We start from the raw sequence: 15,686 nt of genomic DNA, 5'->3' as shown, positions 1-15,686 counted from the left end.
GATTCGCTCCGCAAGCGTCGCTCATGCCATCACCAGAACGTCGTCGCCCACCACGCGGACCGGGTAGGTGCGGATGCTCCACTCCGGCTTGACCGCAGTCGTGCCGGTCGCCAGCTCGAATCCCCACTGGTGCCAGGGGCAGTAGATGTACTCGAGATCGCGGACCATCACCGCGTCGCCCGGAACGCTCTCGTCGACGATGTTGCGCCCGCGGGGGCGTCCCGAGCACAACGGGCCGCCTTCGTGCGGGCAGTAGTTGGCGATCGCGTAGAACGTGCCGTTGACGTTGTACACCCCGACGCCATGCCGGCCGATCGGCACCAATTTGTGTGTGCCGGGCGGAATTTCGTCCACACTGGCGACGACGTGTTCTCGGCCCTGCGCCAGGCGGGGCTGCTTGTCGGGTTTGGTCATCTGCTCAGAACACCCGGGTCTGACCCTCGAGGGCCGGGACGGTGTCGGGCAGGCCGTACGTCTCGATCCCGTTGCGGAACATCACCGCTTCCCGCGCGTGCTCGGGAAGGTGCTTGACCAGCCAGCGCGGATCGTCGTAGGTCCAGTGCGGGTAGTCGGAGGAGAACAGCAGGATCTTCTCGCATTCCATCCATTCGAAGGCCCGCAGCAGTTCGGTCTTGTCCTCGGGATAGTCCAGCGGCTGGGTGGTGAATTTGATGTGGTCCTTGACGTACTCGCTGGGCTTGCGCTTGATGTCCAGCCAGGACTTGCGCGCGTCGTAGATGGCGTCCATCCGCCACATCAGCGGCAGGATCCAGCTGAAGGCGTGCTCCACGAACACGATTCGCAAGGTGGGGAACCGGTCGAAGAGCCCGTCGAAGATCATGCTCATCACTTGGTTGGCGGCCAGCAACGAGTAGCTCACCATGAAATCGTGGTTGTAGCTGGGCAACCCCACCGGCGGGATCGGCAGGGTCTCGAAGAAACCCCGCGACAGGTGGCAGCTGACCGGTTTGTTGGCTTTGACGGCCGCCGCCCAGATCGGATCGTATTTCGGGTCACCCCACGACGGTCGCGGCTCGGCCTTGATCATGACCTGGGCCATGTACGGGTGCTCGGCCCACTTTTCGATCTCCCGAGCGCCGCCTTCGGGGTCTTCGATGGCGACCAGGATCGAGCCGCGCCACCGTTCGTGCCAGTTTGTCTTGCTGTCCAGCCAGTGCTCGGCCTGCCAGGTGTTGTGCGCGTAGGACAACGCCGCCGTGGCTTCGGGTATCCGGCACGGCGCGTGCGCCGGTTCGAGGATGCAGACGTCGGCGCCGGCCTCCATGATGGCCTGGCGTAGCGCGAGGTCGGGGTCGCTGCAGGCGAATTCGCCGTCGTCGGGGAAGGTGTCGACACGCATCGCGTAGGCATGCGCGTAGTCGGGTGCGTCATAGTAGATCGTTTCGCCGACCCGATGGTTCCTGAAGTACTTGGTCCGTATCGGCTCTGGGATGTACTCCTGCAGAACGCCACGCTTGGGCACCGGATGGACATCGGAGTCGACGCACCGGATCGCGATGCGTTCGGCGGGAGCGACTCGCTCCTGGCTGTGGGTGAGAGTCATCGTGATCTCCTTAGCTCTCTATGCGAGTCAGTGTGTTCCGACGCCGGCAGGGATGTCTATGCCGTAGAGCGCCGCGGCGTTGCGCCAGCAGACCTTCTCGCGCTGCTCGGCGGTCCACGCGCTGGGCAGCGCGCGGACATCACCGCAATGCCAGTGCGGATAGCTCGAACCGAACATCAGCATGTCCTCCTTGCCGGTGAAGGACAGCCATTCGTCGGCGAACTCGGCTTCGCCAGGCCCGTCGAGGCTGTTGTGGATGAAGTGGACGTGCCCGGGCAGGTAGTCACTCGGCATCTTCGGTGCCCACGGGGTCTGTTCAAGGTGCGGCCGTCCGAAGCAGTCCATCCGCCACATGAACGGTGTCAACATGTCACCGGCGCCGTCGGCGAACACGAACTTCAGGTCCGGCATGCGCTCGAACACGCCCTCGGCGATCAGGTTCAGCAGGTGATAGATGTAGCTCAGTGAGCTGAAGCCCAGGTACTGCTCGTAGGTCCGGGTATGCCCGGACGGCGTCGGGGGGAACGCGATGCCCTCACCGGTTTCGATGTGGGTGGCCACCGGCAGGCCTGCGTCGACGGCCGCCTCCCACAGATCCCAGAACTGCGGCTTGCCGTAGAGCTCCCGGGACTGCATCGGGATGCCGATCTGGACGACCCGCGGGTGATCCTTGTACTTCTCGATCTCCCGGAGCGCGCCGCGGATGTCGTCGGGGTTGACCCGGATGGTGCCACGGAAGCGCTCACCGAATTCGGCATGATCCAGCCAGCGCGACACCATCATCTCGTTGTGGGCGGCCAGGATCGCCGTGCCCAGGTGCCGGTCGGGCATGATGCCGCGGCCCATCGGATGCAACACCGCGACGTCGACTCCGCGATCGTCGAATAGCTGATGGGCGACGAAGGCCGGGTCGGAACCCGGGTACTGACGATCCGGCCCGCGCGTCCCCTCGAGGTATTCGCCGCCGGGTGCGCCGTACCAGTCCATTTCGTAGTCGGGGAAGCCGCGGCTCATGAACGGCTCCCGCATCACGCCCCGCAACTCAGGCGTGGACCCGAAGAAGATGTGCACGCTCGCGTCGATGACGGGAGTCGTCGTCCCGTCGCGGTGCTCTATCACCAAAGCCGCCTTCCGGAGGTCCGTCTGCGAGTAAACCCGAGTTCTTCAGGAGCAAGAATACTGTTCTCACGATTGAGAGTAGAACCTCATTACCACTTTGCCTCAACCGACCGTAGGCAGCAAGCAAATCAGCCGGTAGAGTGCGATACCGTCTTAGGAGAACCTGTGGTTCACGAATAGAGAATCAGATTTCCATTCGGGTGCTCTGACCCGGGTAGGAGGCGGCGAGTGCTACTGGAATTCGATGCTGATCAGCGGTTGTGGCAGGACACGGTGCGTGACGCGGTGGCCAAGCAGTGCCCCGCTTCGCTGATCCGCGGGATCGCCGAGGACGGCATCGACCCGACACCGCTGTGGGAGTCCTATGTGGACGCGGGTTGGACGGAGCTGGCCGACCCGGAGAACGCGGTCGAGCTGGCGATCGTGCTGGAGGAGTTCGGTCGGGCGACCGACCCGACGCCGTTCCTGGCCACCCTCACCCAGTTCGCGCCGCTGGCCGGTGATCGCTACGACCCCCGCCAGGCGGGGACCGCGGTCTTCGAGGGCATCACCGCTCATCGCGACAACAGCGGGTGGGTGCTGTCCGGAACGTGCCGGTACGTTCTCGACGCCGACCGGGCGCAGAAGCTCGCGGTGGTGACCGACGCCGGCGTATTCCTCGTCGACGCCGCCGTCGCCACCGTCACCCGGCTCTCGGTGTTCGATCCGGTCATGCACGTCGCCGACGTCACCTTCCCTGGCGTGGTGGTGTCCGACAACGATCGTGTGCACGCCGACCCTGAGCAGGCCCGCCACGTCGCCTTGACCGGAGTCGCGATCACGACCGTCGGCGCATGCCAGCGGATTCTCGACCTGGCTCTGCAGCATGTCCGGGATCGCCACCAGTTCGGAGTGCCCATCGGCTCCTTTCAAGCGGTGCAACACAAAGCGGTCGACATGCACGTCGCGATCGAGCGGGCCCGCGCCCTGTCCTATTTCGCCGCGCTGACGATCAGCGCCGACGACCCGCGCCGCCGATTGGCCGCCGCGATGGCGAAGGCGGCGGCCGGTGACTGCCAGTCGGTGGTCTTCCGCCATGGCCTGCAACTGTTCGGCGCCATGGGATTCACCTGGGAGAACGACGTTCAATTCGCGCTCAAGCGCGCCAAATCCGGCGAGCTCATGCTGGGTGGCGCCGCCGAGCATCGCGCCGTGATCGCCGACGAGTACAGGGAACTGTAGATGCAACTTTCATTCGATCCCGACGTCGAGGCGTTTCGCGACGAGTTCAGTGCGTTCCTGGACGCCAATCTGCCGACCGAGGCCGAGACCCAAGAGCGGCCGCGGTCGGTGTCCCACATGCCGGCCTGGGCGCGGCGCTGGCAGCGGCTGCTGTTCGACAACGGCTGGCTGCTACCCGGTCAGCCGCCGGAGTTCGGCGGCCGCAACGCCTCGATCCTGCAGCAGTTCGTGCATCTCGAGGAGCTCTGCCGCCGCAGGATCTATCACAGCTTCAATCCGCAGGGCGTGAATATCATTGCGGCATCGCTGATTTCGTTCGGATCTGACGAGCAGAAGCACCGATGGGCGGTGCCGGTGCTCAAGGGTGAGAAGACCGCGTCGTTGGGGATGAGCGAGCCGAGTGCAGGCTCGGACCTCGCCTCGCTGCGCACCCGCGCAGTCTTGGACGGCGATCACTTCGTGGTCAACGGCCAGAAGGTGTGGACCTCTGGCGCCCACGACGCCGATTTCCTGCTGACGTTCGTCCGGACCGACCCGGACGCCCCCAAACACAAGGGCATCAGTGTGCTGCTGATCCCGACCGACCTGCCCGGGGTGGTGTGCCGGCCGTTCGCGTCGATCTGCGGGATCGACGACAAGGACTTCAACGAGGTGTTCTTCACCGATGTCCGGGTTCCGGCGGAGAACCTGGTCGGACCACTCAACGGTGGTTGGGGAGTGGCCAACGGATCGCTGGGCCACGAGCGCACGATGATGTGGCTGGGCTTCGCCGACCGGATCGCCAACATGATCGGGGATTTCGAGCCGAGAACGCCCCTGGAGAAAGACCAGTACGCGTCGATGATCATGGACTACCAGGCGCTGCGACTGATGGGTTCGGAAGGATTGGCGAAGGCTGCCCGCGGGGAAACCGACGTGGCCTCGGTGTCGGTGGTCAAGCTGTTCGGTTCCGAGGCCGAGCTGCGAGCGTCCGAATACGCGCTCACGGCAAGCGGATCCGATGGTCTGGTTCATCCGTCCAGCACCGGGCCCTACGCGCACCTCAACCTGGATCACTACTTCGCCAGCTGGTTCGAGCGTCACGCCCGCAGTTTCTCCGGAACGATCGCCGGCGGTACCTCCGAGATCCAGCGCAACATCATCGCCGCGCAGGTGCTGGGCCTGCCCCGGTCGAAGTAGACGATCCGACCCGATTCAGCCCTGCCTGCGTGCGCCGCCGGGTCACGCCAGGCACCCGTTGGCGATCCTGGGTGTGCCAGTCGCGCGCCTGGTGAGAGAAGCTTTCTGCCTTGGGGTTAATTCCCGCGCGCGATGGGTATAGAGCTCTCACTCGATCGGATCCAAGGTGTTGGAAACCTGCCGGCACCCCCCGTGAGTCGTTTGCTGACTGATTTCTGACGTCGTCAAGAGGCTCTCAGGAATTCTCAGGTTATTCCGAGTTGCGCAGGTACTTAAATGAGCGTCAGTTAACTCACTGTGCAACCGAAAGAGCGATAATCAGTCGATCCCAGCGAATAGTTATCGCGCCGCGACCGATCTGCGTTACCGCAGTCGCAGAACTCGTCACCTGGGCACTTCCCGACTGGTCCCGCCCGTACTCGACACCGAACTGCGTAGACCGCGATGTTCCCCATCGCGTCGCGGTTCAAACCGGTTTCTGCAAACTGGTCGGGCTGCTGCGCATGCATCGCGGTGAGCGCCCGACGGACCGGGCCCCGGGCCGGCGAGCGGCGTGTCGCGCCTGCGATTCGCGGTGAATTTTTCTCGGCGGCCGGAACGCCGGTCTGCCAGCAGCAGCGAACCCGGCCACGGGTCACAACTGACACACTGGTTCTTGCTGACTGTTCGCTTAGCTTATGATTTCGGCCGGCCAGACTACCCCGGTTTCGGTGGTTTGTGCGGTGGGCCAGGCGCGGGTGTGGCTACCTCATTAGGCGTGCTTAGGCGCTATGTGGGCCGAGGCCGGGACGCCCCGCGAAGGCGCACCCCCGCCGGGACGGCAGCTGACGCACAATTATTTGCTGTAACTATATATGCGGACCCGTTAAATAATATCGGCTAATTTCGATCTAGCTAACTCGAATGGAATTGGTCACGGATTCGACACAGCAACCCCAAAAAACTGAGAGCAAACACTTGGCTACTTAGCTTCTTCTCAGGTATGTTCGCGGCTGTCGGGGCACAGCCATTTTTAAGGGGAAGTCATGGACGTTGCTGTTCGGTCGTATCTGACCGCGGGGGTGGCAGTCTTCGGGGCCAGCGCGATTGTGCTGGCGCCCATTCAGGTGACGCCGCCAGATCTGCATCTGGTGCGCGATCGCGCTATGTCGGCACTTGCCGACGTCTCACTGTCCTCTCTGGAAGACGTGATCCAAGCCATCAACAACGGGTGGAACGGTGTCAAGGGCGGGCTCAACGCTCTCAACAGCGCTGCCGACACCGCGATCACTCAGTTCGGTGATGCGCTGCAGTCGACCTTGATCGCCGGAATCGGTTCGGGCAACACCGCTCTGCAGTCCGTCGTCGACGGACTGCTCGACGGTGGGAGCACGCTTGCCCGCGCGGTCGACAACGCGATCGCCGCATTCCCGAACCCGCAGGCGTTCATCGACGCGGTGGTTCAGGCCTTCGCCAACGTCGACGTCAACCTCGGGCTGGCGCTGCAGGCCGCGCTGAATGCGGCACTGAACCTGAACCTGGCGCTGAACCTGAACGCGGAGGAACTGGCCAACGCCTTGATCGCCGGCGGCGCCGCTCTTGCCGCGGCATTCAACGCCGCGGTCGCGGGCTTCCCGACGCCGGCCGACTTCGCGGCGGCGTTCGAAGCTGCGCTGTCCGCCGTCAACCCCACGCTCGGCATCGTCGCCAACGTGATCACCAACCTCACCGGTGCGCTGGGCGACGTCGTCCGCGCGGCGATCACGGCCAAGGTCGACATGTTCCAGGCGGTGCTCACCGCACTCGCTGACAGTGGCAGCGCCCTGTTCACGGCCTTCCAGGCTGCGTTGTCGGCATTCCCGAACCCCGCGGCGTTCATCACCACGCTGGTTCAGGCCTTCACCAACATCAACGCCAACCTGGGCCTGCAGCTCATGCTCGCGCTCCAGGGCGAGATCAACAGCGTGGGTGACCTCCTCCAGGCTCTCGTCAACGGTGGCGTCACCCTGGCCGCGGCATTCAACGCAGCCCTGGGCGATTTCCCGAGCCCGGAGGCGTTCGTCAACGCGCTCACCGGTGCGCTGGCGGCGCTCAACCCGACGCTGGGTGTGCTCGCGAACGCGTTCACCACGTTCACCGGTCAGCTGGCGACCACGATCCAGGCCGGAATTGCGGCCGGGCTCACCGGTTTCCAGGCTCTGCTCGATGCGCTGGGCAACCCGCTGAGTGCGCTTTCGGCAGCGTTCCAGGCGGCGCTGGCCGCGTTCCCGAACCCGCAGGCGTTCTTCAACGCTCTGGTTCAGGCGCTGAGCAACATCGACGTCAACCTGGGTCTGGCGCTGCAGGCCGTGATCAATGCGTCGATCGACGGCCCGCAGGCCTTCCTCGAGGCGCTGATCTCGGGTGGGGCGGCACTGGCGGCAGCGTTCAACGCCGCACTGGCCAACTTCCCGAGCCCGCAGGCCTTCGTCGACGCCTTGGTCGGCGCGTTCGCAGCGCTCAACCCCACGCTGGGCATCCTGGCCGACGCGTTCACCACGTTCACCGGTCAACTGGCCACCACGATCCAGGCCGGAATTGCGGCCGGGCTCACCGGTTTCCAGGCGCTACTCGATGCTCTGGGTAACCCGCTGAGTGCATTGTCGGCGGCCTTCCAGGCGGCGCTGGAGCTGTTCCCGAACCCGCAGGCGTTCTTCAACGCGCTGGTTCAGGCGTTCGGCAACATCGACGTCAACCTGGGTCTGGCGCTGCAGGCCATCATCAACGCGTCGATCGACGGCCCGCAGGCCTTCCTCGAAGCGCTGGTCAACGGCGGGGCGGCACTGGCGGCGGCGTTCAACGCCGCACTGGCCAACTTCCCGACCCCGCAGGCCTTCGTCGACGCGCTCACCGGCGCGCTGGCGGCGATCAACCCGACGCTGGGCATCCTGGCCAATGCACTGACCACGTTCACCGGCCAGCTGGCGACCACGATCCAGGCCGGAATTGCGGCCGGGCTCACCGGTTTCCAGGCGCTGCTCGACGCGCTGGGTAACCCGCTGAGTGCACTGTCGGCGGCCTTCCAGGCAGCGCTGGCCGCGTTCCCGAACCCGCAGGCGTTCATCAACGCGCTGGTTCAGGCGTTCAGCAACATCGACGTCAACCTGGGTCTGGCCTTGCAGGCCGCGCTCAACGTCGGCGTCGACGGGCTGCAGGGCTTCGTGGACGCGCTGGTCAACGGGGGAGCGCAGCTGGCTGCGGCATTCAACGCCGCACTGGCCAACTTCCCGAGCCCGCAAGCCTTCGTCGACGCGTTGGTCGGGGCATTCGCAGCGATCAACCCGGCCCTGGGCGTGCTCGCGGATGCGTTCACCACGTTCACCGGTCAGCTGAATGCGACCATCCAGGCCGGAATTGCGGCTGGGCTCACCGGTTTCCAGGCTCTGCTCGATGCGCTGGGCAACCCGCTGAGCGCGCTGTCGGCAGCGTTCCAGGCGGCACTGGAGGCGTTCCCGAACCCGCAGGCGTTCATCAACGCTCTGGTCCAGGCGTTCGGCAACATCGACGTCAACCTGGGCCTGGCTCTGCAGGCCGTGATCAACGCCTCGATCGAGGGCCCGCAGGCCTTCCTCGAAGCGCTGGTGTCGGGTGGGGCGGCACTGGCGGCGGCGTTCAACGCCGCACTGGCCAACTTCCCGACGCCGCAGGCGTTCGTGCAGGCCTTCGCCAACGCACTGGCGGCGCTGAACCCGACCCTGGGCATCCTGGCCAACGCGTTCACCACGTTCACCGGTCAGCTGGCCACCACCATCCAGGCCGGCATCGCGGCCGGTGGGACCGCCTTCCAGGCGGTGCTCGACGCGTTGAGCAATGGTGCCACCGCGCTGTCGGCGGCGTTCCAGGCGGCTCTGGCTGCGTTCCCGAACCCGCAGGCGTTCGTCAACGCGCTCGTCGACGCTCTGGGCAACATCAATGTCGACCTGGCACTGGCCTTGCAGGCAGCGCTCAACGTCAACCTTGATGGGGCACAGGCGATCATCGACGCGCTGGCCAACGGGGGTGCGCAGCTGGCAGCGGCCTTCAACGCGGCATTGAGCGACCTCCCGAGTCCGGGCGAGTTCGTCACTGCGGTCACCGGAGCGCTCGGTGGCGGTCTGCAGGTCGCACAGCAGGTGTTCAACCAGGGTGCAGCAGCACTCCAGGCTGGAATCGACGCCGGTGTGCAGGTGGGCAACCAGCTCCTCAATGCACTCGGCAACGGGCTGGTCCAGGGCGGTGCGGCTCTGAACGCGGCGATCAACGCCGCGCTGGCTGCCTTCCCGAACCCGGAGATCGTGGTCAACGCGCTTGCGACCGCGGGCGCACAGATCGCCGCAGGGCTGAACACCCTGGTCAAGGGGATCAACGCGAGCCTGGGGATCAACATCAGCTTCGACATCGGTGGCATTCACATCGGTGGTGGCATCAACGCCGGAGCAGGGGCCGCGGCCCTCGCTGCGGCCGGTGCCGCAGGGGCCGCCACGGTGACGAGCATCAACGACAAGGTGACGGGCATCGCAGGCAACGCGCCGACGGTCTCGCTGAAGGTTGCGGACTCCACGCCCGCGCCGACGGCGAACAAGACCGCCGACACGACGCCGTCGACGTCGGCACCGAGCACGAAGGTCTCGGCTCCCAAGCTGACCCTTCCGGCTCCGCCGAAGATCTCGCTGCCCGCGCCGCCGAAGATCTCGCTGCCTGCGCCGCCGAAGATCTCGCTGCCTGCGCCGCCGAAGGTGTCGCTGCCGTCGCTGCCGAAGCCGTCGACCAAGGGATCCTCGGACACCAAGGGATCCTCGGACACCAAGGCCGGCACCAAGGCCGACAGCTCCGCCAAGGGCTCGGGCTCCGGTTCGGGTTCGGGTTCGGCCAAGGGCGGATCCGCCGGCAGTGCAAAGAAGGGCGCTGCCTAACCAGCACGAAACGAACTGTGGCCCTCTCCGGAAGGAGGGGGCCACAGTCGTTGGTTCAACCGTTCACCAATCGATGACGGCGGCCTCTTTGCGCTCGGTGATGGGGCGGGCCAGACCCTGCTCCTCGCAGATCCGCTGCAGGTTGGCCAGCGTCTCGTCCAGCCCGGGACCGAGACGCGGTCCGGGAGTGAAATCGGCAGGCAGGTGTTTCATGCCCTGGATGACGCCGATCGTCTCGTAGTGCACGGTTCCCTCCTGATCGCAGACGTAGTCCGGCATGCGGTCGAGCACGGCGGTGACCATCGACTTGAACACCGTCCGAGCCACGTTCGACCCGACGCATCGGTGCACACCGATACCGAAGCTGAAGTGGCGGTTACCTTTTCGGTCTAGCACAACCTCATTGGGCTTGTCGAATACCGAGGGATCCCGGTTGGCCATCGCCCACGACAGCCACAGCCGCTCACCCTCTTTGAAGCGGTGGCCCTCGACCTCCACGTCCCCGGCGAACGTGCGGCCATCACCGGGTGCGGGGGTGTAGTAGCGCAGGAACTCCTCGGTGGCGGAGTCCAGCAGCGCGTCCCGCTCGCGGCTGAGCCGGTCCCGCTCGGCGGGATGCTCGCTCAGCCATTCCAGTGAGTGGGCGGTGAGAGCGGTGGTGGTATCGAAGCCCCCGCCGATGATCAGCCCGAGGTTGCCCAGGATCTCCAGATCGGGGGCCGGCTCGCCGTCGATCCGCAGTTGCAGCAGTGCGTTCACCAGACCGGGCCGCGGATTCTCGCGGACCTCCATCATGGTGGTGACCATGTCGAGGCCCATCTGCCGGTTCATCTCGGCGACACGCGCGGCGTCCGGCGAGTGTTCCGGGGTGGAAACCGACAGGTGGGCGGGCTCGCTGTACACCGGCCACTTCTGCAGCTCGATCCCCATCATCGCGAGGGTGAGCACCGCGGGCACGATGTTGGCGAGGTCATCGACGAAGTCGATGTGCCCGGTCTCGATCTTCTCGTCGAGCGACGCTCGTACGATCTCGTCGACGAACGGCACCCAGCGCTTCACCGCGGCGGGGGACAGGTACGGGTTCAGTGCCCCGCGGTAGGAGCTGTGCTCGGGCTCGTCCATTTCCAAGATGCCGCCGCGAACCACCGTGGCCCGCTGAGCCTTTGGGATGGTGATGCCTTTGTAGGGTGTTTCACCGGTGAGGTCGTGGTGGTTGGAAACCACCGGACAGCGCGCGAGCTCGAAGACCTCTTTGCTGCCGGCGGCCACCCAGTGACCGTCGTAAACATCGGTCCACGCCATCGGGCAGCGGGACTGCATCTCCTCGGTGATCTTCTCGAACTGCTGCCGATATTCCGGCGTGTGCCGATCGAAGTGATAGGTCGGCTGCTTTCGTTCGGTGTCGTCGGTGACGTCATCGATACTCAAGGCATTGTCTCCCTTGATATTTGGCTGGCAAGACTGGGGGTCAGTCCTCTTCGATGAGGATTGCCTGTTCCGGACAGGACTGCGCGGCTTCGCGCACGAGCTCGATCTGATCGGCCGGAACCTCTTCGGTCACCGGCGACGAGCTGCCGTCGATATCGCTGAGCTCGAACATGTCTGGAGCGATCATGGCGCACAGCGTGTGCCCCTGGCACCGGTCCTGGTCGACCCGAACCTTCACGAATTCCCTCTCAAATCTTCTGGTAGTTCCGGGGTTCAGACGTGGTAGTCGTACCACTTGAGGTAGCCGCCGGCATCTACGCGCAGCTGCATACCGGTGACGTAGCGAGCCTCGTCCGACGCCAGCCACAGCACCGCGTTGCTGATGTCCAGCGGCTCGACGAAGTTGACCTTCATTGCCTGCTGGATGCCGAACACCGGCTCAGCGTCGGCGCGGGTCGGGTTTTCGAGATCCGGCCGGAACGAGCGATACATGGGGTCGCTCTGCAGCATGTCGGTGTTGCAGTTGGTCGGGTGAACGACGTTGGCCCGGATACCGCGCACGGCGAGCTCGGTGGCGAGGTCATGGACATAGTTGGACAGCAGGCGTTTGGCGACCATGTACGACATCCCGCCTGGGTCCGCGCCGGGGTTGTCCTTCTGGTGTGCGTCCATCAGCGCCGCGGTGGAGCCGGTCGCGATGATCGAGGCACCTGCCTCCAGATGGGGAAGTGCCACCTGGATCGCATTGATGGTTCCGATCAGGTTGGTGTTGATGACATCGCACCACGCCTGCAGTGGGGGCTGCCCTTTCATCCCGGCGATGCCCGCCTGGGCGACGACGATGTCGACCTTGCCGAACTCGGCGAGCCCCTGGTCGAGGGCGGCCTTGAGTTCGGCGGCTTCCCGGACGTCGGCCTGCGCGGTGACGATGCCGCGCCCGGTCTTCTTGACCAGTTCGGCGGTCTCCTCGAGATCCTCGGGGGTCGCCATCTTGTAGCCGATGGTGTCGATGTCCTTGCACAAGTCGACAGCGATGATGTCGGCGCCTTCCTCGGCCAGCCGCAGGGCATGGCTGCGGCCCTGCCCGCGCGCGGCACCGGTGATGAAGGCGACTCTGCCCTGGACTCGTCCCACGGGTATTCCTCTCTCTGACTGCTGTCGTGTTGTGTTGAAAAGTCTTGTGGTGCCGGTGCTCAGGTGTGCGCGATGTCGAGGAATCGCCGGAACAACGTGCGGCCCGACAGGCCGCCGATGGCCAAGGCCGTCGTCACCAACGATCTCCGCCGCACTTTGGGTGGGTCGCCGATCCAGCGGATCTCGTAGCTCAAGAATCGCCCTTTCTGATATGAGAACGCTACTCTCGGTGTGATCTATTTCGCAAGACACATCCGCGCAATGTGTCTAACTGCGGAGATGCGCCGCCGGACGACATCCAGAGGGGTGCGTCATGGATGTGACGTGTTCGGTGAACGCGGCTTGAGTTCTCTCGCTCTGAATGTATGATTCGCCGGAGATGAGAACCGAGTTATCCGACGACTGGAGGAGTTGCTGATGTCGGCCCAGGACACGACGGCCACCATCGCGAGCGGCGAGCAAGCGGGGCAGGGCCACGTGTCCGAGCGGCACATGCTGATCGACGGCCAACTCGTCGATGCGCAGCACTCCTATCCGTCGATCAATCCGGCCACCGGAGACGTGGTGGGCTACGCGCCCAACGCGGACGTCGCCGACGCCGAGCGTGCGATCGCCGCGGCCCGAACGGCCTTCGACGCCACCGACTGGTCCACCAACGTCGAGCTGCGCATCCGGTGCCTCGAGCAGTTGCACACAGCGCTCGTCGAGCACAGCGACGAACTGCGTGCGCTGACGATCGCCGAGGTGGGTGCCACCAAGGCGTTGACCGAGAGCGCCCAGCTCGATGACCCGATCCGGATCGTCGGCTACTACGCGAACCTGCTGAAGACGTATTCGATGTCCGAAGACCTCGGCGAGATCGAGAGCCGGGGGCAACGCCACCACCGCTGGGTCGAGAAGGAAGCCGCCGGTGTGGTGGCCGCCATCATCGCCTACAACTATCCGAACCAGCTTGCGCTGGCCAAGCTGGGTCCGTCGTTGGCGGCCGGCTGCACGGTCGTCCTCAAGGCCGCGCCGGACACCCCGCTCACCACGCTCGCTCTTGGTGAGGTGATCGCCAAATACACCGACATCCCTGCCGGCGTCATCAACGTGATCAGCTCCACCGACCCCGCGGTCGGTGCCGCACTGACCACCAGCCGCGACGTCGACGTCGTGACCTTCACCGGGTCGACGGCGACCGGACGCAAGATCATGGCAGCGGCCAGCGACACCATCAAGAAGGTCTTCCTGGAGCTCGGCGGCAAGTCGGCCATGGTGGTGCTCGACGATGCCGACTTCACGAACTGCGCCATGATGGCGGCGTTCATGATCTGCTCGCACGCGGGCCAGGGCTGCGCGATTACGACGCGGCTGCTGGTTCCCCGCGCGCACCACGACGAGATCGTCGAGCTGGTAAAGAATTTCATGGGCATGGTCCGCTACGGCGACCCGGCCGACCCGGCCACCTACATGGGACCGCTCATCAACGACACCCAGCGCGAGAAGGTCGACGCCATGGTCCAGCGCGCGGTGGCGGCCGGCGCGACCGTGGTCATCGGCGGGAAAAAGGTCGACGGCCCGGGCTTCTTCTATGAGCCCACGCTGATCACCGGAGTCGATCCCGACAGCGAGCTCGCGCAGGAGGAGATCTTCGGACCGGTCCTGGCGGTCCTCGCCTACGACGACGACGACGATGCGGTGCGGATCGCCAACAACTCCATCTACGGGCTGTCCGGCGGAGTGTTCGGTGGCCAGGACCGCGCGCTGGCGATCGCCCGACGGATTCGCACCGGCACGATGGGCATCAACGGCGGCAACTACTTTGGCCCGGACAGTCCGTTCGGCGGTTACAAGCAGTCCGGTGTCGGCCGCGAGATGGGTGTGGCCGGCCTGGAGGAATTCCTCGAGCGCAAGACGCTCGCGGCGGTGGTGTCGTGAGGCCGCTCGACGGGGTCCGCATCCTCGAGGTGGCGATGTACGGCTTCGTGCCGTCGTGCGGTGCGGTGTTGGGGGAGTGGGGCGCCGAAGTCATCAAGGTCGAGCACGCGGTCACCGGTGATCCGCAACGCGGCTTGCGGCAGACCGGCTCGCTGCGGGTCGAGGGTGATCCGAATCCCAATGTGGAGCACGCCAATCGGGGCAAGCGCAGCATCGGACTGGACATGTCGGTCCCAGAGGGCAAAGAGGTTCTCTACGAACTCGCCCGCCGGTCCGACGTGTTCCTGACCAGCTTCCTGCCCGGGCACCGCGCCAAGTTCGGCATCGACGTCGACGACATCCGTGCGGTCAACCCGAACATCATCTACGCGCGCGGCAGCGCCTTCGGGCCGCGTGGCCAGGAGTCGGAAAAGGGCGGTTATGACATGACCGCGTTCTGGTGCCGGGCAGGCACGGCGGCGACGATCACACCGCCGGGAACCGAGGGCATGATCGCCCCGCCCGGACCGGCCTACGGTGACACCATCTCCGGCACCAACCTCGCAGGCGGAATCGCGGCGGCGTTGTTCAAGCGCGAACGCACCGGCGAAGCCTCGGTGGTCGACGTGTCGCTGCTCGGCAGCGGCCTCTGGGCGATGGGCCACACCATCGCGTTGACTCAGCATCTCGGTGAGCAGCTGGTGGCACCCGTGCCGGGCGTTCACGGCTCACCGATCAATCCGCTGGTGGGCCTCTACGAGACCGCCGACGGCCGCTACATCTCGTTTGTGATGATGCAGCCGACCAAGTTCTGGGCGGACGTGTGCCGCCACATGGATATCGCGGAGTACATCGACGATCCGAGGTTCGGCGGCGCCGAGCAGATCGCCGCCAACACCGCTGATGCCGTTGAGATCCTGGGCAAAGCGATGGCCACTCGGACCCTGTCGGAATGGTCGACGCGGTTCGCCACGCTGGCCGGTCCGTGGGCGCCGGTGCAGGACACCCTGCAGGCCGCGGCCGATGCCCAGGTGCGGGCCAACGAATACCTGGTGAAGGCCGGGGAATTGGAGCTGGTCGCCAATCCGGTGCAGTTCGACGTCGCCGCTCCGCGCAGCGGCCCGGCGCCGGGATTCGCCGAGCAGACCGACGAGATCCTCGCCGAGATCGGCCTGGACTGGGACCGCATCATCGAACTCAAGACCGCTGGCGCGGTCACCTAGGTCGCGCCG

General features: G+C 65.4%; 12 protein-coding genes. 5 read left to right on the top strand and 7 right to left on the bottom strand.

Annotated features, from left to right (window positions below):
• Positions 1-21: 21 nt before the first annotated feature.
• From G6N32_RS19090 to G6N32_RS19080, 3 genes are read right to left on the bottom strand one after another with little or no spacing between them, the layout of a single operon-like run.
• Positions 22-414 carry a Rieske (2Fe-2S) protein gene (locus tag G6N32_RS19090; RefSeq protein WP_115320926.1) on the bottom strand — a complete coding sequence of 131 codons (393 nt, stop codon included), beginning with the start codon at positions 412-414 and terminating at the stop codon, positions 22-24.
• 4 nt (positions 415-418) lie between these two features.
• A complete protein-coding gene (locus G6N32_RS19085) occupies positions 419-1,564 on the bottom strand; it encodes an amidohydrolase family protein (RefSeq protein ID WP_115320925.1) in 1,146 nt (381 codons plus the stop codon).
• A 27-nt stretch (positions 1,565-1,591) separates the two neighbouring features.
• Positions 1,592-2,683 (bottom strand): amidohydrolase family protein, encoded by a 1,092-nt coding sequence (locus G6N32_RS19080; protein WP_115320924.1) that lies wholly within the window; start codon positions 2,681-2,683, stop codon positions 1,592-1,594.
• Between the two features lie 228 nt (positions 2,684-2,911).
• Between G6N32_RS19080 and G6N32_RS19075 the strand changes: the two genes are divergently transcribed.
• The 3 genes from G6N32_RS19075 to G6N32_RS19065 all read left to right on the top strand — a co-directional run bounded on the left by G6N32_RS19075 (position 2,912) and on the right by G6N32_RS19065 (position 9,993).
• The gene (locus G6N32_RS19075) at positions 2,912-3,904 is read left to right on the top strand and encodes an acyl-CoA dehydrogenase family protein (protein WP_115320923.1); all 993 of its coding nucleotides are present in this window, start codon (positions 2,912-2,914) and stop codon (positions 3,902-3,904) included.
• Positions 3,905-5,083: an acyl-CoA dehydrogenase family protein gene (locus G6N32_RS19070; protein ID WP_115320922.1), complete on the top strand. Its 1,179-nt coding sequence runs from the start codon at positions 3,905-3,907 to the stop codon at positions 5,081-5,083.
• A gap of 1,025 nt (positions 5,084-6,108) precedes the next feature.
• Positions 6,109-9,993 carry a hypothetical protein gene (locus G6N32_RS19065; RefSeq protein ID WP_115320921.1) on the top strand — a complete coding sequence of 1,295 codons (3,885 nt, stop codon included), beginning with the start codon at positions 6,109-6,111 and terminating at the stop codon, positions 9,991-9,993.
• 63 nt (positions 9,994-10,056) lie between these two features.
• On the opposite strand, the gene G6N32_RS19060 is transcribed toward G6N32_RS19065, so the two are convergent.
• From G6N32_RS19060 to G6N32_RS29125, 4 genes are read right to left on the bottom strand one after another with little or no spacing between them, the layout of a single operon-like run.
• Positions 10,057-11,421 carry a cytochrome P450 gene (locus G6N32_RS19060; RefSeq protein WP_115320920.1) on the bottom strand — a complete coding sequence of 455 codons (1,365 nt, stop codon included), beginning with the start codon at positions 11,419-11,421 and terminating at the stop codon, positions 10,057-10,059.
• 40 nt (positions 11,422-11,461) lie between these two features.
• Positions 11,462-11,659, bottom strand: coding sequence for a ferredoxin (locus G6N32_RS19055; protein ID WP_115320919.1), 198 nt, complete (start codon positions 11,657-11,659; stop codon positions 11,462-11,464).
• 35 nt (positions 11,660-11,694) lie between these two features.
• Positions 11,695-12,555: a mycofactocin-coupled SDR family oxidoreductase gene (locus G6N32_RS19050; RefSeq protein WP_115320918.1), complete on the bottom strand. Its 861-nt coding sequence runs from the start codon at positions 12,553-12,555 to the stop codon at positions 11,695-11,697.
• 59 nt (positions 12,556-12,614) lie between these two features.
• On the bottom strand, positions 12,615-12,749 hold the full coding sequence (locus G6N32_RS29125; protein ID WP_264028650.1) for a hypothetical protein: 135 nt from the start codon (positions 12,747-12,749) through the stop codon (positions 12,615-12,617).
• Positions 12,750-12,972: 223 nt separating this feature from the next.
• Here G6N32_RS29125 and G6N32_RS19045 point away from each other — a divergent pair, with 223 nt between their 5' ends.
• Positions 12,973-14,475 (top strand): aldehyde dehydrogenase family protein, encoded by a 1,503-nt coding sequence (locus G6N32_RS19045; protein WP_115320917.1) that lies wholly within the window; start codon positions 12,973-12,975, stop codon positions 14,473-14,475.
• Entirely contained in the window at positions 14,472-15,677 is a 1,206-nt protein-coding gene (locus G6N32_RS19040) for a CaiB/BaiF CoA transferase family protein (RefSeq protein WP_115320916.1), read from the top strand. The genes G6N32_RS19045 and G6N32_RS19040 overlap by 4 nt, the downstream gene beginning before the upstream one ends.
• Positions 15,678-15,686 lie beyond the last annotated feature (9 nt).

Source organism: Mycolicibacterium aichiense (genome assembly GCF_010726245.1).
Taxonomy (GTDB): Bacteria; Actinomycetota; Actinomycetes; order Mycobacteriales; family Mycobacteriaceae; genus Mycobacterium; species Mycobacterium aichiense.
Note: the sequence above shows the minus strand (reverse complement) of the source record. Positions and strands in the feature narration are given on the sequence as shown.

Bases quoted from the DNA above. Each gene is read 5' to 3' on its own strand.
- G6N32_RS19065 (WP_115320921.1), top strand. From the start codon at position 6,109: ATGGACGTTGCTGTTCGGTCGTATCTGACCGCGGGGGTGGCAGTCTTC.
- G6N32_RS19070 (WP_115320922.1), top strand. From the start codon at position 3,905: ATGCAACTTTCATTCGATCCCGACGTCGAGGCGTTTCGCGACGAGTTC.
- G6N32_RS19085 (WP_115320925.1), bottom strand. From the start codon at position 1,564: ATGACTCTCACCCACAGCCAGGAGCGAGTCGCTCCCGCCGAACGCATC.
- G6N32_RS19090 (WP_115320926.1), bottom strand. From the start codon at position 414: ATGACCAAACCCGACAAGCAGCCCCGCCTGGCGCAGGGCCGAGAACAC.
- G6N32_RS19045 (WP_115320917.1), top strand. From the start codon at position 12,973: ATGTCGGCCCAGGACACGACGGCCACCATCGCGAGCGGCGAGCAAGCG.